Raw genomic sequence first — 20,524 nt, forward strand, 5'->3', positions numbered from 1 at the left:
GATCCGTGGATTTGGCTACCTTTCGAGACTAACTCCCGGTACCCGTTGAAAGCTAATAGTAAGTGTGCTTCTCTTTTTAAGGAGTCTTGCCGTGGGCTCACATTCAGCCGGTCAGAGGATTGAAGCCCCATGGGACAGACCCAACAACTTGGCCTCCGCAACATGACGTCCGCAGGTAAACCTGAGGGGAGCATTCGGCAGAGCTTCCAGGACAGCCTGGTCCTGGACCACCTCAATCTGGCCAAGTCCATCGCCGCAAGATACTCAGCGCACACCCACGACCTCGACGACGTCAGGCAAGTGGCGTATATGGGCCTCATCAAAGCCGCACGCGGTTACGACGAGTCCAAGGGCGTCAGTTTCCCTGCCTACGCCGCACCCACCATCGCCGGGGAGGTCAAACGATATCTCCGCGACCATTGCTGGGTTGTCCGTCCGCCGCGGACCATCCAGGACGTCCGGCGCCAGGTGCTGGCGCGGACGGAGGAATTGACCCAAACCCTGCAGCGGACGCCCTCCCCGGAGGAAGTAGCCGAGGATCTGAGTCTGGAGCCATGCCAGGTACGCGAGGCGCTGATGGCCGGAACCAGCAAGCGCCCGGATTCCCTGGACGCCCCGGCATCCGATGGTCGGGACGGCCTTCAAGGCACCCTGTCAGCTTTCGGCTGTCCCACTGACCGGCTCGAGGACGTGCTGGCCCTGCGCAACGCCATCCGGGGACTGAGCCCGGAGGACCGACACCTCCTGTACCGGCGCTATTACCGCGAGGAGACGCAGTCCACCATCGCCGAGGCCCTGGGCATGTCGCAAATGCAGGTATCGCGCAAGCTGTCCAAAATCCTGGTGTCACTCCAAACGCAGTTGTTGGACGAAGAAGCCCATCTTCAGGACGGGACGGCTCCCTGAGAAGGGAGCGGCAAAGACCCAGCTAGCAGCCCAACCGCTCCACTGCGTCCATAACGTCCCGGACGCTGACGGCCAGAAGGGCCGGATCCGGATCGGCAGCGAACACGTCACCGCGGCGGAGTTCGACGGCGGTGAGCACCACGTGCGGTCCCGGCGGCGGACCCCACTCTTCGACGGGCGCCGGTCCGAACAGCACCACCGACGGACGTCCGTAGGCGGATGCCAGATGTGCCGCGCCGGTGTCGGCCGAGACCACCAGCCGGGCATCGGCGATGGTTGCCGCGAATTCGGCGAGTCCCTGCCGCCCGGCCAGCAGGCCGTCGTCGAGGGTTGCTCCTTTGAGCTTCGCCAAAGCGGCAGTCTCCTCCGCCCGGGCGCGCTCGGAGGTGCCTCCCGTGAGGACAACCTCATGCCCCGCCGCAGCGAGCTGGACGGCGACGTCCGCGAACCGCTCAACGGGCCACAACCTGCTGCCATAAGCCGCGCCCACGTGGATCACGGTGGCACCCGGCCGCGGCGACCGAACAGCTGGACGGTTCAACCGGTAGTCCAGCGGATCGGCGTCGATGCCGTGCCAGTTCAGCAGCCGGGTCCAGCGCTCGCGTTCGGGGATCCCGGTGATCCACTCAGGGCCGTCAGCGTCAGCGGAAGCATGCGCAACCACCCTGTTGGCCTGCAACTCCTCGATCCGACGCCGGCTCTCAGGGCCATTTCCGTGCAGGTTGACCGCAATGTCCACGGTTGCCCGGGGGACGGTCAAAGGATCATCCAGCCCAGGAGTGGGCAGGTGATGGATGCCACCCACCAGCTCCAGGGCGCCGGCAATCCATGCCGGCGCCGCGTACAGGATCCGGTGTTCGGGAAAGGCCCTGTGCAGGCCACGGAGCGCCGGAACTGCGACCAGGAGATCGCCGAGCTTTAGCGCGCGCAGGGCAAGCAACAGGGGTTGATCGGTGTGTTCAGCTGTGGTCATGGTGGCCTCCCGCTAGGAGTCTAGCGGCACCGAACTTCTCACCGTTTCACTGTTTAGCGTTCGGAGAACTGGGGAACGTTGCGGGTATGGGAGGAACCGGAACGTTGAAGGCGGTCCTGTTTGACCGCGATGGAACACTGGTTGTTGACGTGCCCTACAACGGCGATCCGCAGCTGGTGCGGCCCATGGACGGTGCCTTGTCTGCCCTCGAAAAAGTTCGCCGGGCTGGACTGGCCACCGGTGTGGTGACCAACCAGTCGGGCGTGGCGCGTGGGCTGCTGACGCTGGAGCAAATGCACTCCGTCAACCAACGGGTGGAGCAGATGCTGGGTCCGTTCGACGTGTGGGAAGTGTGCCCGCACGGACCGGAGGACGGCTGCGTTTGCCGCAAACCTGAGCCTGGAATGATCTTGGGAGCGTGCAGCACTTTGGGTATCACTCCGGGGCAGGTTGCCTTCATTGGGGACATTGGTGCCGACATGGAGGCCGCTGCTGCCGCCGGTGCCAGGGCCGTGTTGGTACCAACGGACATCACCCGGCGTGAGGAGATCGAGGCTGCCGCCGTCGTGGCCCAGGACCTGGGCCATGCCGTGGAGCTCCTGCTCTCCGGGGCCCTGGACGAACAGGATGCCCCTGTATGAGCCGCGTTCTGGTAGCCCGCTTGGACAGCATGGGAGACGTCCTCCTGTCAGGACCAGCCTTGCGCGCCGTGGCCAATGGGAGCCGGTCCGACGGCAGCCGTCCCAATGATGTGGTGCTGCTCTGCGGCCCCGAGGGATCCAGCGCGGCGGAGATGCTTCCCGGAGTGACCCAAGTGCACACGTGGGCCTGCCCGTGGATAGTGAACCCGGCGCCCCCTGTCACCGAAGAGATGACCCGCGGACTGATCGACTTTGTCCGCAGTTCCCGGATTCAGGAAGCGGTGATCCTCACCTCTTTCCATCAGTCTCCTCTTCCGCTGGCGATGCTCCTTCGCCTGGCCGGCGTCGAAAAGATCACAGGTGCTTCCACGGACTACGCAGGCTCCCTGCTGGATGTCCGGCTCAAGCCGGGGGAAGACTTTCCGGAGGACCAGCCGGAAGTGGTCCGGGCGCTCACCATCGCGGGGGCCGGCGGCTACGAGCTGCCCAACGGCGACGACGGAAAGCTGCGCATCACCACCGGCCCGGATCCGGAAGGGGTAGCCGAGCAACTGGCCGATGAAGGACCGTACATTGTGGTCCACCCCGGATCCGCTGCCCCGGCAAGGGCCTGGCCCGCGTTGCACCACGCAGCAACCGTGGAACTCCTGGAGGCGTATGGCCACCGGGTGGTGGTCACGGGCGGCCCGGGCGAAACCTCACTGACAGCAACAGTGGCCGGCCCCTCTGCCCGGAACCTCGGCGGCGGAACGAACCTCCGAACGCTTGCAGCGGTACTGGCGGGGGCCGCCGTCGTGGTCACCGGCAATACCGGCCCCGCCCATCTGGCGGCAGCGGTGGGAACGCCCGTGGTGTGCCTGTTCGCCCCGGTGGTTCCGGCCATCCGATGGGCGCCCTACGGCGTTCCGCTGGAACTGCTGGGAGACCAGGAGGCGCACTGCAAGAACTCCCGGGCCCGCCTCTGCCCGGTTCCCGGCCATCCCTGTCTGAGCTCGGTAACCCCGGAGCAGGTTGTCGAAGCTGTTGAAAGGCTCCTGGGGGGCGTGTCCTCCCTGTCCACCCGACGAAAGGTTTGGAAGCCATGAGGATCCTGGTGTGGCATGTCCACGGCGGATGGACGGAGGCATTCGTCCGTGGCCAGCATGAGTACTTGTTGCCGGCATCGTCCGACGGCGGCGCGTGGGGTTTGGGGCGCGGCGGCCGTCAGTGGCCTGCCGCCGCGCAGGAAGTGGACCTGGAGACGTTGGACCCTGACGCCGTTGACGCAGTTGTCCTGCAGAGGCCCGAGGAGATCGCGGCAGTGGCCCGTTCCCTGGGCCGCCGCCCGGGCATTGACCTGCCCGCCGTCTACCTGGAGCACAACACCCCCAAGGGCGACGTCCCGTTTACGTTGCACCCGTTGGCGGACCAGAGCACCATCCCGGTGGTCCATGTGACCCATTTCAACCAGCTCTTCTGGGACACGGGGACGGCAACCACCACCGTGATCGAGCACGGCATCCCCGACCCCGGGCACCTGTACACCGGCGAACAGGAAGAGATGGGGGTGGTTGTCAACGAACCCGTCCGGCGTGGCCGCGTCACGGGAACCGATCTTCTGCCCGGGTTCGCCGGGGTGGGGCCGCTGCGGGTCTTCGGTATGGGCACGGAAGCGCTGCCCGGAGCACTGAATCTCAAGGGCTACGGGCTGAGCGAGGTCCGGCTGCATATCGCCGGCGACGTGCAGGCGCCCCAACTCCACCAAGAGCTGGCCCGCTGCCGCCTCTACCTCCACCCACTCCGCTGGACCTCGCTGGGCTTGGCATTGCTGGAAGCCATGCACCTTGGCATGCCCGTCCTGGCTCTGGCCACCACTGAGGCGAGCCGCGCCATTCCGCACGGGGCAGGCTTGGTCTCCAACGACGTCGACGAGCTCCAAAAGTTCGCCAGGCGGCTACTGGACGACCCCGACGACGCCTACGCCATGGGCATGAGGGCCCGCGAGGCCGCGCTGCAACGCTATGGGCTGAACAAGTTCCTTCGGGCCTGGGACGAACTCCTGGCCGAACTCCCCCAGGGCATGCGCCGGGGAGCCCATCCGCAATCCGGACCGGCTTTCACCCGCCAGGACCACAAGGCCAGCCAAGACACAAACGGCAGCCATGACATAGAGAGGACGCACCCATGAAAATCTCCATGGTCTCCGAACACGCCAGTCCGCTGGCCGTCTTGGGAGGCGTTGACGCCGGAGGACAGAACGTCCACGTGGCGGCACTTTCATCAGCCCTGGCAGATCGCGGCCATCAGGTCACGGTGTACACGCGGCGGGACGACCCCCAACTCCCCGCAAAGGTGCAGGTTGGGCCGGGACTCACCGTGGTTCACGTTGACGCCGGCCCGCCCAGGCACATCCCCAAGGACGAACTCCTGCCCTACATGGGGGAGCTGGCCGACGGGATCTGCGCCGACTGGGGAGACCAGATCCCCGACGTCGTCCACGCCCACTTCTGGATGTCCGGACTCGCTGCAGTCCAAGCGTCACGACGGACTGGGGCAGCCGATCCCGTTCCCGTGGTGCAGACCTTCCATGCCCTTGGCTCGGTGAAACGCCGCCACCAAGGCGCTGCCGACACCAGTCCGCCCGGCAGGGAATGGCTGGAACCCTGGGTTGGGCGCGCTGCGGACTGGGTCATCGCCACGTGCCCGGACGAGGTCTTTGAGCTCAAGGCCCTGGGCATCAGCCAATCCAAAATTTCCATTGCCCCCTGTGGCGTGGACTTCACGCTGTTCCCGGGAACGTCCGACGCCGAATCCAGGTCCCGCACGCATCGGATCCTGAGCGTGGGACGCCTTGTGCAACGCAAGGGCGTGGACCTGATCATCCAGGCCCTGCCCCTTCTGGCGGAGGCGGGCTTCAACGACGTCGAACTCTTGATTGTCGGCGGTTCCGGTGACGCGCTGACCCTCGAGGAAGACCCGGAGGCCCAACGGCTCCACTCCCTGACGAAAGAGCTGGGCGTCGAGGACAAGGTGACCATGCGGGGCCAAGTTCCCCGCGACGCCATGCCCGGCATCTTCCGGAGTGYGGACGCCGTAGTCTGTGCACCCTGGTACGAGCCGTTCGGCATTGTGCCCCTTGAAGCCATGGCGTGCGGCGTCCCGGTGGTGGCGGCAGCCGTGGGCGGCCTGCGGGAAACGGTGGTGGACCAAAAAACCGGGCTGCACGTCCCGCCACGTGATCCCGAAGCCCTGGCCGGGGCGCTCGGAAAGCTGTTGGGCGATCCGGACTTGCGGGCGGACATGGGTCGCGCCGGAGCACTCCGGGCACGCTCCCGCTACTCGTGGGAACGGATCGCAGCGGACACCGAGAAAGCCTACCGATCCGTCCTGGCTGCCGGGCTGTCGCGGCAAGCCGACGAAGGGTTGGAACCACTGGAAGGAACGGCACAGTGAACATCAAAGTCCCTGACACGTTGCCGAGCCGTTGGGCCCCGGACACCAGTAATTCCACCCACCACGCCGAGGTCACCAAACACCTGGACAACGTCCTGCCCGCGCTGGAGTCGCTGCGCTCGCAGTCGGGGCTATTAGCCGAGTGGGGAACGGAGCTGGCCAAGCGGCTGCTGGCCGGGCAACGCCTGCTGGCGGCCGGCAACGGCGGTTCGGCGGCTGAGGCGCAGCACCTGACGGCCGAGCTCGTGGGCAGGTTCGATGACGAACGCGCCCCCTTCTCCGCCATCTCCCTCCACGCCGAGTCCTCAGCTGTCACGGCGCTCTCCAACGACTACGGCTATGAGGAAGTCTTCGCCCGCCAGGTCAGGGCCCATGGCCGTTCGGGCGATGTCCTCCTCCTGCTCTCCACCAGCGGACGCAGCCCCAACCTGCTCAAAGCCGTCCGTTCAGCCAAGGAACGCGGCATCACCACGTGGGCACTCACCGGCGCCGGGCCCAACCCGCTGGCCGACTCCTGCGATCAAGCCATCACCGTTGACGCCCTCTCTGCAAATGCGCAGGAAGGCCATCTCATCGCCATCCATGCCGTGTGCCGGGCCTTTGATGCCGAGGTCGCCAAGCGGGCAGGCTCGGGCCCATACTCCTTCGGAGCGCGGCAGCCATGAGGATCACAGTGGTAGGCGACGTCCTCCTGGACGTCGACATCAACGGGACCGCCACCCGGCTCAGCCCCGACGCGCCGGTGCCCGTGGTGGACGTCGCCGACGTCCGGCGTCGTGCTGGTGGCGCTGGACTGGTGGCTACCGTGCTCGCGCAGGACGGCCACAGCGTTTCGCTGGTCACCGCCCTGTCCAACGACGACGGCGCCAGCCACCTCAGGCGCGCACTGTCCGGTGTCTCGGTGCTCGCCGGCGTCCCGCTCGCCCCAACGCCCACCAAGACGCGGGTGAGGATCGGTGCTCATCCCATGGTCAGGTTCGACCAAGGGTGCGCCCAGGCCCCTGTTCCCGCCAGCACGGGGGAGATGCTTGCAGCCATCGCGTCGGCAGAGGCCATTGTGGTGGCCGACTACGGCCGGGGAATCACCGCCAACACGGAGATCCGTGCAGCGCTCGCCCTGGCCGTACGTCGCGTCCCCGTGGTGTGGGACCCGCATCCTGCCGGTTCCGAGCCGGTGGCGGGGGTCGCCGTCGTGACGCCGAACCTTGCCGAGGCCATGGCGGCGGCGAAAACCGCCGGGATCGAATCGCCCACAGGTGCCGAAGAAGCAGGCCGGTACCTCCTCGAAAAGTGGGGAAGTGGTGCGGTTCTGGTGACCACAGGCGAAGCCGGGGCGCTCTTGCTGTCAGCTGGTGCGGCGCTGGGTATCCCCGCCCCCAGAACCAATGTCAGTGACCCCTGCGGAGCCGGCGACCGACTGGCCGGCAGCCTTGCCGTGCACTTGGGGCTTGGGTTGGACCTCGAGCAGGCCGCCGCGCGGGCAGTGGAGGATGCGTCCGCATTCCTGGCAGCGGGCGGAGCGGCATCGCTGACGGTGGTGACCGAAGCGGCGGCATCGGATGAAGCGCCTGAGGTGAGTCCCGTCGTCGAACCCGGTCCCGTCGTCGAACTGAAGGGCCTGGAACTGGTGGGCGCCGGCGACCTTGACCCGGACGGCGTCCAACTGGCTCGGGCCGTGCGGTCCAGGGGCGGCACGGTGGTGGCAACCGGCGGCTGCTTCGACCTTCTCCATGCCGGCCACGCCCGCACCTTGGCTGCCGCGCGCAGCATGGGTGATTGCCTGATCGTGTGCCTGAATTCCGATGAATCGGTCAGGCGGATCAAGGGCGCGCACCGGCCAATCGTCAGCGCGGAGGACCGCGCGGAGTTGTTGCTGGCTCTCGAATGCGTTGACGCCGTGATGGTCTTCGACGAGGACACCCCCGAGGCCTGCCTCACGGAAATACGGCCCGATATCTGGGTCAAGGGAGGCGACTACACCCCCGAAGAATTGCCGGAAGCCCGCTTGGTGGCAGGTTGGGGAGGGCGCTGCGTCACTGTGCCCTTCCATCCGGCACGCTCCACCAGCGGCCTGGCTGCAGCACTGGCCAAAGTCAGCTGACAACGTCACCCAAGCCAACCGAGCACGATCAACCAAGCACGATCAACCGAGAGGAACCGCATGAACACGCAAACACCTGGTCGCGTCATCGTCACTGGAGGCGGCTCCGGCCTTGGCGCTGCGATCGTGGAGGCCATCCGCGACGCCGGGGGCACGCCCTTCGTCTTCGACCGCGATGTCAGCAACGTGACCGGGGCCAAAGCACTGGAAGTAGATGTCTCCAACCGTGAAGCAGTGGAAGCTGCCGTCAAGGAGGCTGCCGAAACTATGGGCGGCCTGGACGGAGTGGTCACTGCCGCCGGCATTGATCGCTGCGGCAAGTTGGGGGACGTCCCGGCGGAAGAATGGGAAAAGGTCATTGGAGTGAACCTCCTGGGCACGGTTTCCGTGGTCCGTGCGGCGTTGCCGTACCTGAAGGGATCCCGCGGACGGGCCGTCACCATCGCCTCCACGCTGGGACTTCGGGCGCTGCCGGATGCCACGGCGTACTGCGCCTCGAAGTTCGGTGTCATTGGCTTCAGCCGTGCCTTGGCCGCCGAAACCGGGGGAGTCATCGGCGTCACCACCATAATCCCCGGTGGCATGAAGACCCACTTCTTTGACGACCGCGACGAACAATACAAGCCGCAGGACGACTCCAAGCTCAACGATCCCGCCAACGTGGCGCAAGCAGTGGTGTTCGCCCTCTCCCAGCCGTTCGGCAGCGAGGTCCGCGAACTCCTTATCTGCCCCGCAGAAGAAGGCTCGTGGCCGTAAGGTCCAGCACGTCCTGAACAACGTCGGCCACGGCGATGCCCCTGATGAGGGTGTCGTCGTGGCCGCAGTACGGCGCGGTCCATCCCACCTGGGTGATGTCAGCTCCGCATGTGGGGCACTCCGTAGCCCACGACATCCGGACGCGGTGCAGACTCCTGCCACGAGGCCCCGCATTGAGCACGTTTCCCACCCAGAAGATCCCCACCGTGGGTGTCCCCAACGCCTGTGCCAAGTGCCGGGGACCGCTGTCGCTGGCGAGCATCACCGTTGCCTCCCACAGCAGCGCAGCCAAATCTCCAATGTCCAGCTCGCCGGCCACGGACCGGACGGCGTTCCTGCCACCCCCAGGAAGTTGGCGAACCGCCGCGTCCGCTACTTCCTGCGCCAACGCCTTCTCGGTGTGGTCGCCCACGATCAGCACCTGGGCGCCTTCCCGCGCCAATCCCGCCGCGGCTTCAGCAAAATACGACGCCGGCCATCGCCTCCGGGGATCGGTGGCACCCGGGTGGACCACTACCAGCGATGTTCGCTGCGGATCCCGCAATCCCGCCATGTTCTGCCGATGCTCAGGCCTGGGGCACAAGGGAGGGGAGAAGATGCCCGGAGCTCCGGCGAGACCCGCAACCTCCAGCCAGCGGTCCGGTTCATTCTGGTAGTAGACGTAATCAAGGTTCCGCTCCAACGGCTCCGCGTCCTTGGTGCGTGTGCCCACGGTGTGCCGCGCACCTAGACGAAGCAGGAACGGGTTGGAAAATCGTCCGCCACCGTGCATTTGAAACGCAACATCGAATTTCCTGGACCGCATCGCGTCGAAGAACGCCTCCTGCGCCGCGAGGTCCTCAGCATCGTCCTCAAAGCGCTCGCCGTTGCGGGGACCGTCGTGGACGCCGCGTGCCACGGGCAGCATCTCGACGGCGTCAACCGGACCTTCCGCCGCAGCCACCACTGCCGCGTGGATCGGCGTGCCCAGAAGCGTGATGGTGGCGTCGGGGTACGCGTTCTTCACGGCGTGAAGGGCCGGGTAGAGGTACATCAGGTCGCCCAGGCCACCGCCCCTGAGGACCGCAATCCGCTTGACGTCGCTGAACTTCTCCAGGACTGGACCCACCCCGGGGCTTGGAATCGTCAGCGGTTTCTCCATGGATGATTCCTTTCGCGGGCAAGACGGCGGGCTGGTTCTCCGGGCACTTCGATTCCGAGCAGAAACTCCCGGGCGGAATCTCCCTGGTCCGGCGTGTGAAGCCCGCGGCTCGGGGTACCTGAGGGGAACAGGAAACTGTAAGCCCCAATCGGAAGGTACCCCATGGCACGCCTATCCAATCAAGAGGGTCGGCCCAATCAAGACGGCAAGGTAAATCAAAAGGGCCTGGCGAATCAAGAGGGCCTGGCTGACTGGTTGCCAGGCCGTTTGGCTGAGTCCCGTCCTGTTGTAACGGTCATCGGCGACTCGATCCTCGACGGCTGGTGGGATGGCACCATTGAGCGGTTCTGCCGTGAAGCCCCGGCGCCTGTGGTTCAGGTCCAACGCCGTGACTTCGCTCCCGGAGGTGCGGCAAATACTGCGATGAACCTCGCCGCGATGGGGGCGAACGTTCGTTTCGTGTCAATCGTGGGAGAGGACTCAGGAGGCCGCACGCTCCTTGAGCAGCTCAAGTCCGCAGGAGTGGACGTCTCGCATGTCGTGTCCCATGCGGACATGACCACCACCACCAAATTCCGTGTGAGCAGTGGCGGGCAGGTGATGCTGCGCCTGGACGACGCCGCGGACGAGGTCCCCGCAGTTGGCCTCCGACAGGTGGCCGCAGCCATCCCCGAAGCACTCCGCGGCTCGTCAGCTGTAGTGCTCTGCGACTACGGGGCAGGGGCAATGGAAGGTGAGGTGCGGGACGCAATTTTTGAGCACTTGGGTCCTCGGAGCCACACGACGGATCCCGCGGAAGCCGGAGCTGCCACTGCCCGGCAGGACACCCTAGTGGTGGTGGATGCCCATTATCCGGGACGCTGGGCAAGCCTCCAGCCTGACCTCGCCACACCAAATGCGCAGGAAGCGGCCAGGCTGTTGGGGACAGAGTTTCCCGGGGGTGCTGCCAGGTGCCCCTTCGTGGAAGCCCACGCGGACCAGCTCCTCCGCACCTCAGGTGCGGCCGCCGTCGTCGTGACGTTGGACCGGGAGGGGACCCTGACCATCCGGCCCACCGGCGATTCCCCAAAGCCGGCCACCCACCGGACATGGGCGCGGCCGCAAGCAGAAAAGCAGGCTTCTGGCGCCGGCGATACGTTCGTGGCGGCTTTGACCATTGCCCGGGCGGCCGGACTGCCGCTGACCACCAGCGTGGATCTGGCCCAAGCCGCGGCCGATGTCGTGGTGCACCGGCCAGGTACTTCCGTCTGCACCACTGACGAGCTGGCCAAACACCTCCAAGGGTTCGCTGATACAGCACTAACGGACGCGGAGTTGGCGAGGCAGGTGGAGGAGCATCGCCGGGAGGGTAAGCGGATTGTGCTGACCAATGGGTGCTTCGATGTCCTTCACCGCGGCCACACCCGCTACCTCAACCAGGCCAAGCAGTTGGGCGACGTGTTGGTGGTGGCGCTGAACAGCGATTCGTCCGTGCGAAAGCTCAAAGGTCCGGACCGGCCGGTCAACCACGAGGCCGACCGCGCAGCAGTCATCGCCGCACTGAGCTGCGTGGACCATGTCACCGTGTTCGAGACCCCTACGCCCATACCGCTCATCGAACTCCTGCGGCCGGACGTTTATGCCAAAGGCGGCGACTATACGCCGGAAATGCTGCAGGAAACCGAAGCCGTGGAGCGGTACGGCGGCATCGTGACAATCCTGGATTACGTGCCGGAGCACTCCACCACAGCAGTCCTGGAACGCATCCGTTCCACGGGCGAAACCCCGCAGGCCTAAGGAATCATCATGCGTATTGTGATCATCGGTGCAACAGGGCACGGCGGCACGGAACTGCTGAAGCGGCTCCAGAAAGCACGGTCTGAAGAAGGCGCGGACCTGGAACTCGTGGGTGTCGTCCGCCGGCAACCGGATCCGGACGCAGCTCCCTATCACGGTGTGGAGTGGCACACCTTGGACATCAGCGCCGCCGGGGATCAGCCCGCGCTGGAAGCAGCTTTGGCAGGAGCGGATGCCGTGGTTCATCTGGCCTGGCTCATCCAACCGAACCACAACCGGGAGATGCTTCGTCGGACCAACGTGGCCGGGACTGCCCACGTGCTGGCAGCCGCGCGCAACGCCGGAGTTGGACACGTCGTGTGCGCATCGTCCGTGGGCGCGTATTCGCCTGCACCCAAAGACCAACGGACCAAGGAAGACTGGCCCACAGACGGGATCAGCAGCTCGCATTACAGCGCTGACAAGGCAGCGCAGGAAAGGCTCCTGGACGGTTTTGCCAAGGAGAACCCGGACGTAGTGGTGGCACGGCTCCGTCCGGCGCTGATGTTCAGTGCCGGTGGCGGCAGCGAGGTTGGCCGCTACTTCCTGGGCCGGGTTCTGCCCCGGCTGGTTCCGCGTAAGCCTTGGCTGCCGTTCCTCCCCATCCCCAAGGAGATGGTGTTCCAAGCCGCCCACACGGCCGACGTCGCTGATGCCTACTGGCGAGTGCTGGAGCGCAAGGCGGAAGGTGCTTTCAACATCGCCGCCGAGCCGGTCATCGACCCCAACGCCTTGGCGTGGATTCTCAACGCCCGGCGGGTCATGCCGTTTCCGCTGCCGGTGCTCCGCGCCGTCGTCGAGGTCAGTTGGAGGCTCCGGCTGCAGGTGACCGACGGCGGATGGGTGGACATGGCGGCCAACGCCCCCATCATGGATACGGCCCGGGCGCACGCTCTGTTGGGCTGGTCTCCCAAGCACTCCTCGCTGGAGTCCCTGGCGGAAATGCTGGACGGGATCGGTGCAGGAAAGGGCCGGAAGGGCTCGCCTCCGCTGGAACCGCGCTAGCCGTTATTCGGAGGACAACACCACGGTCAGGATCCGTCGCAGGCTCATGGCCACCGAGGCCGGAGCGTTCACAGGGGATTGGTCAGCGGCGGCCTCGGCCACGGCGTCGCTGAGGGCGCCGATGCTGTCCTTGGCGCGCGCCAATCGGTTGGCCAGCTCACCATTCTCGGCGTCCCGCCAGTGGTCCACTACGGCCGCCACGGATTCCAGGGCTTCCGAGACCGGGGCCACCACGGCGTCCGGGATGACCGTCCCCGCGCCCTCCTCCCAAATGGCGCTGGCCAGGACGTCGGTGATGTCCTGGACGTGGAATGTGAGCCGTTCAAGGGTTCGCAGCCCGGCGAGGTCGCTGGGCAGGCGGGTTGCACGACGACGGGACCTGGGGTTCGCTTTGGCGCTCAGTTCAGCTTGGTGCACCGCAGTCCGCACGGCGGCTGCTGTGAGCGAGAGTTCGTCGCTGCGGCTGGCCCAGGCCTCGTGGTTGGGCGGCCAGGACTCTTCCATGGCCTTGGCCATGTCCTTGAGTTGGCGGGACAAAGCGCCTTGGTGTCCGGCGATGGCGGGATCGATGTCGTCCAGGTGCAGGGGCGGGAAGATCAGCCAGTTCACCGCGAATCCAACGGTGACGCCCAAGGCCATTTGGAGGACGTAGGCGAAGGAGAACCCCTCCGCGTTGGAGTCGCCCAGCACCAGGACGAACAACGCCGCCATGGGAATCCATTCGGACGCAGTGCCAAGCCGGGGAAGGCCGCCGATGAGCACGCCAAGACCCACCACCACGGCAACAGCCAGGGCAGTAGGAGCGGCGACAGTGGTGATGGCGAAGGCCATGCCGATGCCCAATACCAGCCCCACCAGGCTCTGGAGCCCATGTTTGGCGGAGTCGGCCACGGTGGGGTGCATGCTGACCAAGGCGCCCAGCGGCGCATAGTACGGATACGCAGCTGCAGGGCCGGGCATGAAGGGAGCGAGGTACCAAGCGAGGCCTGCTGCAACGGCCGTTTTGGCAGCAAACAGGAGTCGGTGGCGGGTGACAGTTTTTCGAAGCGCGGGAATCAGCCGTCGCCTCGTGGGCAGTTGGCTCATCACCCCAACATTCGCAGGTATGGTCCCGGCTGTCGAGCGGAAAGTGCAGAACGTGAGCAGGGACATCAATTCGTTCGATGGGGTGATTAGAACCGCAGCAAGCGGGTACACACCCATTGATAGTAACGATACTTACTATCCCGGCTGCTGTCCGCAGCCTGCCAACTGTGGAAAGAGAGCGATAATGACTGAGAGCAAATCGCCGCAGGACGGAAGCTTCGCGGCGCCAAACACCGGTGCCCATGCAGGCACCGAACCGTTCACGGGAAACTACTTGGACTCGGCCGACGTTGAGACCCAAACTGCTGGAACCACGGGAATCAGTGGAACCCCCGCTGGCTCGGGAACCGGTTCCGACTATTCCGGCACTTCAGGCACGTCCGGCACTTCTGGCACGTCCGGCAAGGTGGATGCTGCCAAGGAGGAAGCTGCGGGAGTGGCAGGCGCCGTCAGCGACGCCGCCGGCGGAGTCGTGGACACCGCCAAGTCCGAGGCCGGACACGTGGCCCACGAAGTCAAAGTCAATGCCCGCCAACTGTTGACGCAGACCAAGGGTGAACTGACTGACCAAGCCCAGGTCCAGCAGCAGCGTGTTGCCGAAGGCTTGCGTTCCATCTCCGATGAACTGTCCACCATGGCAAATTCGAGCCAAAACGGTGGCGTCGCTACGGATCTGGTCCAGCAGGCAGCACAACGCTCCTCCGCCGTTGCCCAGTGGTTGGAAGGCCGCGATCCCGGCTCGCTGCTGGATGAAGTCAAGGGTTTCGCACGTCGTAAGCCCGGAGCCTTCCTCCTGCTGGCAGCTGGAGCCGGTGTCCTCGCCGGTCGCCTCGGCCGAGGCATGGCAGGCAACGCCTCCGACGAAGCCTCCGCAAGCGGCACGCCGGCCACCACGGAGACGCCCCGTGCCGTTTACTACCCAACTCAGGGCGGCGCGGTAACACCTCCAGCAGTGGACCTCCCTGGACCGACGGCAACCACTGCAGGATATGGTTCGGCCACCACCACCGGGGTAGCTGCAGGAGGCGCAGCTACGGGCTATGACGCCGGAACCACCGGTGGGTACGACGGATCCACGCTCCCTTACCCCGAAGTCGACGCAGGTGGGGTCAAGGCCCAGGGTGATCCGTTGGCAGGACCGATTGACCCGGAGAGCCCCCTTGATCCGGACGACCCCCAGTATGGAGGTCACCGATGAGCAGTCCCACCGATCTGCCGCCCACAGAAGCCCACGTGAAGGCGGAGACCCTTCCCCTTGGTGAGCTCCTGAGCGACCTGACGCGTGATGTGTCCACGTTGATGCGCCAGGAAGTGGAACTGGCCAAGGTGGAACTCAAAGAGTCCGCCACCAAGGCCGGCAAGGGGGCCGGAATGCTGGCCGGGGCCGCATGGGCCGGCCATATCACCGTGCTGTTCCTCTCCATCGCACTCTGGTGGGCTTTGGGGCAGCTGGTCGGCCTCGGCTGGTCCGCAGTGATTGTTGCGGTCATCTGGGGAATCATCGCGGCGATCCTGGCCACGATTGGCCGCAAGGAGCTGAACGCCATCAAGGGCATGCCGCGGACCGCTGAGACCGTCAAGGAAATACCCCCCGCTCTGAAACCAAATACTGAGGAGACACGATGACGCAGAACCCCGACGCACTGCGCGCCGATATCGAAGAAACCCGCAGGCGGCTCAGCACCAACGTGGACGCTGTAGCGGACAAAGTCACGCCGTCGCACATCGTCAATCGCAGGGTAGACAAGATCAAGACGGCAGTCTTCGGCGCCCGTGACGACGTGCAGGACAGGGCCGGAAACGCAGCCCACCATGCACAGGATGCCGTTTCGGGAATTGCTTCGGACATCGGCGATGCCCCGCAGGTGATCACACGGAAGGCCCAGGGCAGCCCGATCGCTGCCGGTCTGATGGCGTTCGGCGCAGGCTTGCTGGTGTCCTCGCTGTTTCCGGCCTCGGACAAGGAGCGCGAAGCCGCCCAAGCCGTCAAGGAAGCGGCCCAGCCCCTGACCGACGAACTGAGCCACGCGGCCCAGGAAGTCGCCGAGCACCTGCGCGAGCCTGCCCAGGACGCCATGCAGAACGTCAAGGACAGCGCCACGGAAGCCGCCGCCAACGTCAAGGACGAAGGCCAGGCAGCGGCAGCTGATGTCCAGGACCGCGCCGGCACAGCCAAGGACAACATCAGCAACCAGTAAGTTCCCCCGCTGACCCAACTGAGTCGCAGCAGATGCCTTTTGAGCCCTCAAAACGGCGTTAACTGCGACTCAGTTGGGTCAGTCCTGCGTCTGGGCAGGAGTAGGAGGGTACTCACCCTTGATGACAAAGTAGGAGCCCCGGATCACTCCGGCGAGCTTTGATTTTTGCCGGGCAAACTTGAACTTTGCTTCCAACTCGGCAGGGATCTCCATCCCGTCGGACAGCTTGAACCCCACTGCCCTTTTCCCGTCCTCGAGGCTGTACATCACGTTGACGGACAGTCCTGACTCATAGAAGACGTAGGCCATGTGGAGGTCTTCAACCTGGAACGCCGTGGCCTCCAGCGGGCGGGACTCAATGACGATGTCGCGTTCTTCGCGCAGGATCCGGCTCACTCGATCCACCACTGCCGGAAGCTCTTCTGCCGGGCTCACGGTGAAGACGTGCTTGTACTTGTTGCGGAAATAGCGGGCCTCGTTGGCGCGCAATCCTGCGGCAGCCTCGGCCATGGGGGACGATTCCAAACCGAAGGTAGAGACATTCTCGAAGTCAACGGTGTACGGCATAGGCCCTCCTGGTCAGGCACGCGGCTGAACGCTGTCAGACGTGGTGGGACCTATGCTAGCGCGGCCCAAGGCCCCGCCGGTGATGAACCTATCAGCGCACTTCCAGGATCAGGTGCAGAAGCCGGGCTGCGGCGGGCCGGGCGGCGTGTTCCTCGGACCACTGCGCACGGGCCAGGGCCTTGCTGACCGCCTGCGTGGTGATGCCCAGCTCCTGGGCCACGGCCTTTTGCTGGCCTCGGACCCCCGGTGTGAGCAGGTCGAGGACCCGCCATTCCGCTGCGCTGCGGTGTTGGACGATATGTCCAAGGAGCCGCAGGACTGCCTCGGCCTCTGCAGCCAACGCGCTCAATGGTCCGTCCACGGCCACGGGGATCCGCTCTTTGCCGTTGCGCAGCCTGTCGACGGCCCGGCGCGCGTACACCAAGCCGTGGCCTGACGCGTCCTTCACCAGGTTGGGCAGCGGCTCATTGATGGGTCCTACGCCGATTCCTACATACCACTGGCTGGACCGGAGCGCGATCAGGGCAGTCTCCACGGCCTGGTGGCCCGATTCGACGATGCCCTGCACCTCATCTTCAACCGAGCGGTCAAAGTCGAGCCGCGCAGGAATGTGCCGCAGGTCCTTGAGCAGCTGCGGCACAAGGTCGCCGTCGCGGCGGCTGTCGCGTTGGTTGATGGTGAGAGTGAACATAGTGGATCACATGCTACCGGCTGGTAGACGGTCTGCAAGGGCAAATTTCGCCCATTGTTCAGTCAGGCCGGTCAGTCCAGCGCCATCCGCCCGGTAAGTACGACGGCGGGCAGCGCACCTGCCGCTGCCCGCGCGGCGCCGGGTATTCCTGCATCATTCATGGCCCCGTGGATGGCCAGGACCAACGGGGCGGGATCCTGGTTCGAGGCGAAGACCCAGAACGTGTCGCGGGCCTGGAAAACCACGGCGCTCCGGCCTCCGGCTCCCAGGGAAATCTTCCGGCGTGCCACCAATCGGCGGTCCGGATCAGTGCCGTCGGCCGTGGTCACGGCTTTGATGGTTCCGGGCGTGATGTCGGCCCAGGGAATCACCACGAGGGTCTGTTTCTGCGTGTACTTGGCGACCATTCCGCCGTCGAACACCAGCAGTTTCCGGAAGCTGCCCAGAAGCGTCATGGACCACAGCACCAGACCCGTCAGGATGCTGGTCAGCACAAAGAACGCGGGATCGTTGAAGTGCCCGGCTTCCCGGGTGGACCGGATGGGGCTGACAAACTCTGCGATGGCCCCAAAAATGAACCCCACCACGAGGCAAGGGATGAGGACCTTCCAGTAGATGTGCCGGGAGGACGCTACACAGCGGAGCTGTCCCAGTTCAGGGGCGAGCTTGCGCTCAACACGGCGGACCAGCCAGTTACGGCCGTGCATCCGGGCGCTGGCCATAGAGGTTGGGCAGGTTCTGCTGATCAGCCGCAGCGGCTTGTTCGGCGGCAGCGACCTTGGGGTCCGGAACGGGCGGCTGGCCCTGCGCAATGCCGGAGCGGCGATCGATAGCGGCGAACTTCGGATCCCAGGTGTCGTCTCCGCCACCACTGACGGCGGAGGCGATGAGCATCACCACGAAGAACGGAAAGAAGGACCAGCAGATGGCGCGCCATCCACCCAACCAGGCGCCCGCCGTCGTGCCGTTCTTGATCCGCACCGAGCGCATGCCCGCAGCGGCGTCGCCCACGCTGCCCACGGTTCCCCAGATCATTCCGTAGACAAACAGGCCCACGAACCACAGGACAACGTAGAGGGTCAGCCACAAACCGTCGTTGTAACCCAGCGCCGAGCCGCTGTTCAGCATGGACTCACGGATCACCGCGGCAACCGCCGCCAGGATCGCGTAGCCCACAAGGAAGACGACTGCATCCAGGACACGACCCCAGAAGTGGGCACTGCCCGAAGCCTTGACGAAGTACGCGCCGGTGTCAGGATGGCGTCGAACGGGGCGGCCGTTGACAGGGTCAAGCATCCCAGTGAGGGTGATGGACTTCGAAGTGCTCATGAGGGACTTTCAGCTCGACGGCGGTGTGCGGCTTGGGTGCAGAGAATCAGGCCAGCCCGGCGAGTCCGCCCAGGACGCGGGCCAACGATGCCGCGGAGGTTTCCTGCAGCTCGAACGTTACGGATTCTGCCTGCTCCGGGCCGGATTCAGGCGAGCCCTCCACGCGCGGGGTGAGCACGTGGACGCCGGACGGGCCGGTGTAAACGGTGACCGTGGGGAATTCGTTGGTTGTGGAGTTGAAGGCCACTACGTTGCTTGCGGCCTGGGTGTCGGCCAAGGCGGTGGCGGCGTGCGCCTCGAACTGGGCTTCCGTGTAAAGGGCAGGTTCGGTGTCGCGGGCGGCAGCCTGCTGGGGGTCCACGAATTCCGCCAGGCGCGGAACCAGTTGGTCGCGGGTGACCACGGTGAAGCCGTGCAAGCCGCTTTCGTCCACTTCCTCGAGCAGGACACCTTCGTCATGAAGGTAGCCGTAGAGCCAACGCTTGCCGGTGGACACGGTGCGTTCCACCGAGACAACGCTGCTGCCGCTGCGGCGCAGGGTGAGGGCGCCGGTGATTTCTTCCGTGGCGTGCAGGCGGGACGGTTCGGTCTCGCCCTCGAAGACCACCGGATACACGATTTCCTTGGCGAGCAGGCCACGCAAGGCGATGGCGCACATCAGTTCCTTGCTGGCGTCCTGGGCCGAAAGCCACGGCAGGGCCACCAGCTGTTCGTGCTGAACGCCGTCCAGGGCTACAACTTCTTCATCGGTCAGCGTAGGCAAGGGCGCGCCTACTGCGCTGGCCGAGGCCAGGACTTTGGCTGCGGCCTCGATGTCCCGCTGGGTCCATTTCATGGTGCTGGTGGTCATCCGAATATCCCTCCGACAAAGTTTCCGACTGACTTGGCGGCGTCACTGACCCCGTCTGCCACCTTACTGCCTACGTCCTTGGCGAAGCCCGCCACCTCCTTGGCACCATCGGCGATGTAGCTGCCAGGGTTGCGTGCGAAGTTGCTGATGGAGTCCCAGTTGTCAGCTACGAGGTTGCCCAGCGCCCAAGCGCCGGCGACGATGCCCGCACCGATCACGATCGGAGCGCCGATGGGCCCCAGCAGGGCCGCGCCGCCTGCTGTCATGAGCATGATGCTGCCTACGCCACCCACCACGGACAGGCCACCGGCAACGCGGTCGCCAGTGCCGCGCCAGCCATCGTGCTGGGGGTTGATCATGTCGCTGATTCCGCCCACGATGTTCAGCGGTGCCGCCAGCGCTCCGGCCACGCGGAGGCCCTTGGAGAACTTGCTGGCATCCTGGAACGCCTGGCTGTAAGGGATGTTGGCTTTGAGGTCGGTGAGGACGTCAGTGACTTTCTCACCGTTCCGCAGCGCGGTCATGGCGTCGCGGACAACCGTTCCGCCGGCCCGCCAGTTGGTCAGGACCTCGCGGGTCTTCACCCATTCCGCATTGCCAAGCTTGAGGTATTTGTAGGCAGTCCACAACGGGGCGGCCAACCCCTTGACGCCCATCGCGGTGTCATAGACGTCCTTGAGGACACCCACCGACGAGCCCGAACCATCATTGTGGCTGGCGAACTCCTGCTGGTTGGCGTGCTTCTTGAGCTGGCTGGCATTCTCGCGCAGCATATTGGCGGCCTTGACCAGGCTCTGCCGATGCTGGGAGTTCCAATCGCCCTTGAACACCGTTGCGTCCCGGCCCTGCCAAGCTGTTGTGGAATTGATGGCATTGGACAACTGCGTGCTTTGCAGGCTGATGGCGTCGGCAGCTTTGCCCATCACGCCGGCCAGACTGCGAAGCTGCGTGATGTCCGCGCCGTAGAACCCAGCCATATGAACCCCCTGTGTAAGGCATCGAAAAGTCTCGTCCCAGCCTAAGCGGACCCGTG

General features: G+C 65.4%; 22 protein-coding genes. 13 read left to right on the forward strand and 9 right to left on the reverse strand.

Annotated elements, in window-relative coordinates; translation table 11 throughout:
* Positions 1-129: 129 nt before the first annotated feature.
* A complete protein-coding gene (locus AB4Y77_RS20410; protein WP_442015157.1) occupies positions 130-906 on the forward strand; it encodes a sigma-70 family RNA polymerase sigma factor in 777 nt (258 codons plus the stop codon).
* A gap of 22 nt (positions 907-928) precedes the next feature.
* On the opposite strand, the gene AB4Y77_RS20415 is transcribed toward AB4Y77_RS20410, so the two are convergent.
* Positions 929-1,879, reverse strand: a complete 951-nt coding sequence (locus tag AB4Y77_RS20415; protein ID WP_442015158.1) for a glycosyltransferase family 9 protein — start codon at positions 1,877-1,879, stop codon at positions 929-931.
* An 86-nt stretch (positions 1,880-1,965) separates the two neighbouring features.
* Here AB4Y77_RS20415 and AB4Y77_RS20420 point away from each other — a divergent pair, with 86 nt between their 5' ends.
* Genes AB4Y77_RS20420 through AB4Y77_RS20450 form a run of 7 tightly spaced genes read left to right on the forward strand, consistent with a single transcriptional unit; the run spans position 1,966 to position 8,809 of the window.
* A complete protein-coding gene (locus tag AB4Y77_RS20420) occupies positions 1,966-2,520 on the forward strand; it encodes a D-glycero-alpha-D-manno-heptose-1,7-bisphosphate 7-phosphatase (RefSeq protein WP_311212621.1) in 555 nt (184 codons plus the stop codon).
* The gene (locus tag AB4Y77_RS20425; protein ID WP_442015159.1) at positions 2,517-3,605 is read left to right on the forward strand and encodes a glycosyltransferase family 9 protein; all 1,089 of its coding nucleotides are present in this window, start codon (positions 2,517-2,519) and stop codon (positions 3,603-3,605) included. The genes AB4Y77_RS20420 and AB4Y77_RS20425 overlap by 4 nt, the downstream gene beginning before the upstream one ends.
* The gene (locus tag AB4Y77_RS20430) at positions 3,602-4,687 is read left to right on the forward strand and encodes a glycosyltransferase (protein ID WP_442015160.1); all 1,086 of its coding nucleotides are present in this window, start codon (positions 3,602-3,604) and stop codon (positions 4,685-4,687) included. Before AB4Y77_RS20425 ends, AB4Y77_RS20430 begins: the two co-directional genes overlap by 4 nt.
* Positions 4,684-5,952 (forward strand): glycosyltransferase, encoded by a 1,269-nt coding sequence (locus AB4Y77_RS20435; protein WP_442015161.1) that lies wholly within the window; start codon positions 4,684-4,686, stop codon positions 5,950-5,952. Before AB4Y77_RS20430 ends, AB4Y77_RS20435 begins: the two co-directional genes overlap by 4 nt.
* Before the next feature lie 20 nt (positions 5,953-5,972).
* Positions 5,973-6,617: a D-sedoheptulose-7-phosphate isomerase gene (locus tag AB4Y77_RS20440; RefSeq protein ID WP_442015184.1), complete on the forward strand. Its 645-nt coding sequence runs from the start codon at positions 5,973-5,975 to the stop codon at positions 6,615-6,617.
* A complete protein-coding gene (locus AB4Y77_RS20445) occupies positions 6,614-8,053 on the forward strand; it encodes a PfkB family carbohydrate kinase (RefSeq protein WP_442015162.1) in 1,440 nt (479 codons plus the stop codon). The genes AB4Y77_RS20440 and AB4Y77_RS20445 overlap by 4 nt, the downstream gene beginning before the upstream one ends.
* A gap of 60 nt (positions 8,054-8,113) precedes the next feature.
* On the forward strand, positions 8,114-8,809 hold the full coding sequence (locus AB4Y77_RS20450) for an SDR family oxidoreductase (protein WP_442015163.1): 696 nt from the start codon (positions 8,114-8,116) through the stop codon (positions 8,807-8,809).
* Here the strand turns inward: AB4Y77_RS20450 and AB4Y77_RS20455 are convergent.
* Complete coding sequence (locus tag AB4Y77_RS20455) at positions 8,775-9,950, reverse strand: glycosyltransferase family 9 protein (RefSeq protein WP_442015164.1); 1,176 nt, start codon at positions 9,948-9,950, stop codon at positions 8,775-8,777. The two genes, AB4Y77_RS20450 and AB4Y77_RS20455, sit on opposite strands and share 35 nt — an antisense overlap.
* Positions 9,951-10,112: 162 nt before the next feature.
* Between AB4Y77_RS20455 and rfaE2 the strand changes: the two genes are divergently transcribed.
* Both rfaE2 and AB4Y77_RS20465 read left to right on the forward strand, forming a co-directional pair.
* The gene (gene rfaE2, locus AB4Y77_RS20460; RefSeq protein WP_442015165.1) at positions 10,113-11,726 is read left to right on the forward strand and encodes a D-glycero-beta-D-manno-heptose 1-phosphate adenylyltransferase; all 1,614 of its coding nucleotides are present in this window, start codon (positions 10,113-10,115) and stop codon (positions 11,724-11,726) included.
* A gap of 9 nt (positions 11,727-11,735) precedes the next feature.
* On the forward strand, positions 11,736-12,770 hold the full coding sequence (locus AB4Y77_RS20465) for an NAD-dependent epimerase/dehydratase family protein (RefSeq protein WP_442015166.1): 1,035 nt from the start codon (positions 11,736-11,738) through the stop codon (positions 12,768-12,770).
* Between the two features lie 3 nt (positions 12,771-12,773).
* Here AB4Y77_RS20465 and AB4Y77_RS20470 read toward each other — a convergent pair whose 3' ends face one another.
* The gene (locus AB4Y77_RS20470; protein ID WP_442015167.1) at positions 12,774-13,856 is read right to left on the reverse strand and encodes an FUSC family protein; all 1,083 of its coding nucleotides are present in this window, start codon (positions 13,854-13,856) and stop codon (positions 12,774-12,776) included.
* Between the two features lie 184 nt (positions 13,857-14,040).
* Between AB4Y77_RS20470 and AB4Y77_RS20475 the strand changes: the two genes are divergently transcribed.
* The 3 genes from AB4Y77_RS20475 to AB4Y77_RS20485 are packed head-to-tail and all read left to right on the forward strand — an operon-like array spanning position 14,041 to position 16,054.
* Positions 14,041-15,054 (forward strand): hypothetical protein, encoded by a 1,014-nt coding sequence (locus tag AB4Y77_RS20475; RefSeq protein ID WP_442015168.1) that lies wholly within the window; start codon positions 14,041-14,043, stop codon positions 15,052-15,054.
* Entirely contained in the window at positions 15,051-15,482 is a 432-nt protein-coding gene (locus AB4Y77_RS20480; protein WP_311212632.1) for a phage holin family protein, read from the forward strand. The genes AB4Y77_RS20475 and AB4Y77_RS20480 overlap by 4 nt, the downstream gene beginning before the upstream one ends.
* Positions 15,479-16,054 (forward strand): DUF3618 domain-containing protein, encoded by a 576-nt coding sequence (locus AB4Y77_RS20485; RefSeq protein ID WP_311212633.1) that lies wholly within the window; start codon positions 15,479-15,481, stop codon positions 16,052-16,054. The genes AB4Y77_RS20480 and AB4Y77_RS20485 overlap by 4 nt, the downstream gene beginning before the upstream one ends.
* Before the next feature lie 78 nt (positions 16,055-16,132).
* Here the strand turns inward: AB4Y77_RS20485 and AB4Y77_RS20490 are convergent, their stop codons facing one another.
* From AB4Y77_RS20490 to AB4Y77_RS20515, 6 genes are all read right to left on the reverse strand, one after another.
* The gene (locus tag AB4Y77_RS20490) at positions 16,133-16,621 is read right to left on the reverse strand and encodes a phage tail protein (protein ID WP_442015169.1); all 489 of its coding nucleotides are present in this window, start codon (positions 16,619-16,621) and stop codon (positions 16,133-16,135) included.
* 91 nt (positions 16,622-16,712) lie between these two features.
* Entirely contained in the window at positions 16,713-17,312 is a 600-nt protein-coding gene (locus AB4Y77_RS20495) for a hypothetical protein (RefSeq protein ID WP_311212635.1), read from the reverse strand.
* A gap of 71 nt (positions 17,313-17,383) precedes the next feature.
* The gene (locus AB4Y77_RS20500; protein ID WP_442015170.1) at positions 17,384-18,034 is read right to left on the reverse strand and encodes a hypothetical protein; all 651 of its coding nucleotides are present in this window, start codon (positions 18,032-18,034) and stop codon (positions 17,384-17,386) included.
* Entirely contained in the window at positions 18,006-18,641 is a 636-nt protein-coding gene (locus tag AB4Y77_RS20505) for a hypothetical protein (RefSeq protein ID WP_442015171.1), read from the reverse strand. Before AB4Y77_RS20505 ends, AB4Y77_RS20500 begins: the two co-directional genes overlap by 29 nt.
* Positions 18,642-18,687: 46 nt before the next feature.
* Positions 18,688-19,491 carry a hypothetical protein gene (locus AB4Y77_RS20510; protein ID WP_311212638.1) on the reverse strand — a complete coding sequence of 268 codons (804 nt, stop codon included), beginning with the start codon at positions 19,489-19,491 and terminating at the stop codon, positions 18,688-18,690.
* Positions 19,488-20,468 (reverse strand): hypothetical protein, encoded by a 981-nt coding sequence (locus tag AB4Y77_RS20515; protein WP_311212639.1) that lies wholly within the window; start codon positions 20,466-20,468, stop codon positions 19,488-19,490. The genes AB4Y77_RS20510 and AB4Y77_RS20515 overlap by 4 nt, the downstream gene beginning before the upstream one ends.
* Positions 20,469-20,524: the final 56 nt, after the last annotated feature.

Origin of the sequence: Paenarthrobacter sp. YAF11_1 (assembly GCF_052113445.1) — a bacterium.
Lineage (GTDB): Bacteria > Actinomycetota > Actinomycetes > Actinomycetales > Micrococcaceae > Arthrobacter.

What these genes read in the sequence shown, in the direction of transcription:
- AB4Y77_RS20410 (WP_442015157.1), top strand. Translation starts at nt 130, where the DNA reads ATGGGACAGACCCAACAACTTGGCCTCCGCAACATGACGTCCGCAGGT.
- AB4Y77_RS20415 (WP_442015158.1), bottom strand. Translation starts at nt 1,879, where the DNA reads ATGACCACAGCTGAACACACCGATCAACCCCTGTTGCTTGCCCTGCGC.
- AB4Y77_RS20420 (WP_311212621.1), top strand. Translation starts at nt 1,966, where the DNA reads ATGGGAGGAACCGGAACGTTGAAGGCGGTCCTGTTTGACCGCGATGGA.
- AB4Y77_RS20425 (WP_442015159.1), top strand. Translation starts at nt 2,517, where the DNA reads ATGAGCCGCGTTCTGGTAGCCCGCTTGGACAGCATGGGAGACGTCCTC.
- AB4Y77_RS20430 (WP_442015160.1), top strand. Translation starts at nt 3,602, where the DNA reads ATGAGGATCCTGGTGTGGCATGTCCACGGCGGATGGACGGAGGCATTC.
- AB4Y77_RS20445 (WP_442015162.1), top strand. Translation starts at nt 6,614, where the DNA reads ATGAGGATCACAGTGGTAGGCGACGTCCTCCTGGACGTCGACATCAAC.
- AB4Y77_RS20450 (WP_442015163.1), top strand. Translation starts at nt 8,114, where the DNA reads ATGAACACGCAAACACCTGGTCGCGTCATCGTCACTGGAGGCGGCTCC.
- AB4Y77_RS20455 (WP_442015164.1), bottom strand. Translation starts at nt 9,950, where the DNA reads ATGGAGAAACCGCTGACGATTCCAAGCCCCGGGGTGGGTCCAGTCCTG.
- rfaE2 (WP_442015165.1), top strand. Translation starts at nt 10,113, where the DNA reads ATGGCACGCCTATCCAATCAAGAGGGTCGGCCCAATCAAGACGGCAAG.
- AB4Y77_RS20465 (WP_442015166.1), top strand. Translation starts at nt 11,736, where the DNA reads ATGCGTATTGTGATCATCGGTGCAACAGGGCACGGCGGCACGGAACTG.
- AB4Y77_RS20470 (WP_442015167.1), bottom strand. Translation starts at nt 13,856, where the DNA reads ATGAGCCAACTGCCCACGAGGCGACGGCTGATTCCCGCGCTTCGAAAA.
- AB4Y77_RS20475 (WP_442015168.1), top strand. Translation starts at nt 14,041, where the DNA reads ATGACTGAGAGCAAATCGCCGCAGGACGGAAGCTTCGCGGCGCCAAAC.
- AB4Y77_RS20480 (WP_311212632.1), top strand. Translation starts at nt 15,051, where the DNA reads ATGAGCAGTCCCACCGATCTGCCGCCCACAGAAGCCCACGTGAAGGCG.
- AB4Y77_RS20485 (WP_311212633.1), top strand. Translation starts at nt 15,479, where the DNA reads ATGACGCAGAACCCCGACGCACTGCGCGCCGATATCGAAGAAACCCGC.
- AB4Y77_RS20490 (WP_442015169.1), bottom strand. Translation starts at nt 16,621, where the DNA reads ATGCCGTACACCGTTGACTTCGAGAATGTCTCTACCTTCGGTTTGGAA.
- AB4Y77_RS20495 (WP_311212635.1), bottom strand. Translation starts at nt 17,312, where the DNA reads ATGTTCACTCTCACCATCAACCAACGCGACAGCCGCCGCGACGGCGAC.
- AB4Y77_RS20500 (WP_442015170.1), bottom strand. Translation starts at nt 18,034, where the DNA reads ATGGCCAGCGCCCGGATGCACGGCCGTAACTGGCTGGTCCGCCGTGTT.
- AB4Y77_RS20505 (WP_442015171.1), bottom strand. Translation starts at nt 18,641, where the DNA reads ATGAGCACTTCGAAGTCCATCACCCTCACTGGGATGCTTGACCCTGTC.
- AB4Y77_RS20510 (WP_311212638.1), bottom strand. Translation starts at nt 19,491, where the DNA reads ATGACCACCAGCACCATGAAATGGACCCAGCGGGACATCGAGGCCGCA.
- AB4Y77_RS20515 (WP_311212639.1), bottom strand. Translation starts at nt 20,468, where the DNA reads ATGGCTGGGTTCTACGGCGCGGACATCACGCAGCTTCGCAGTCTGGCC.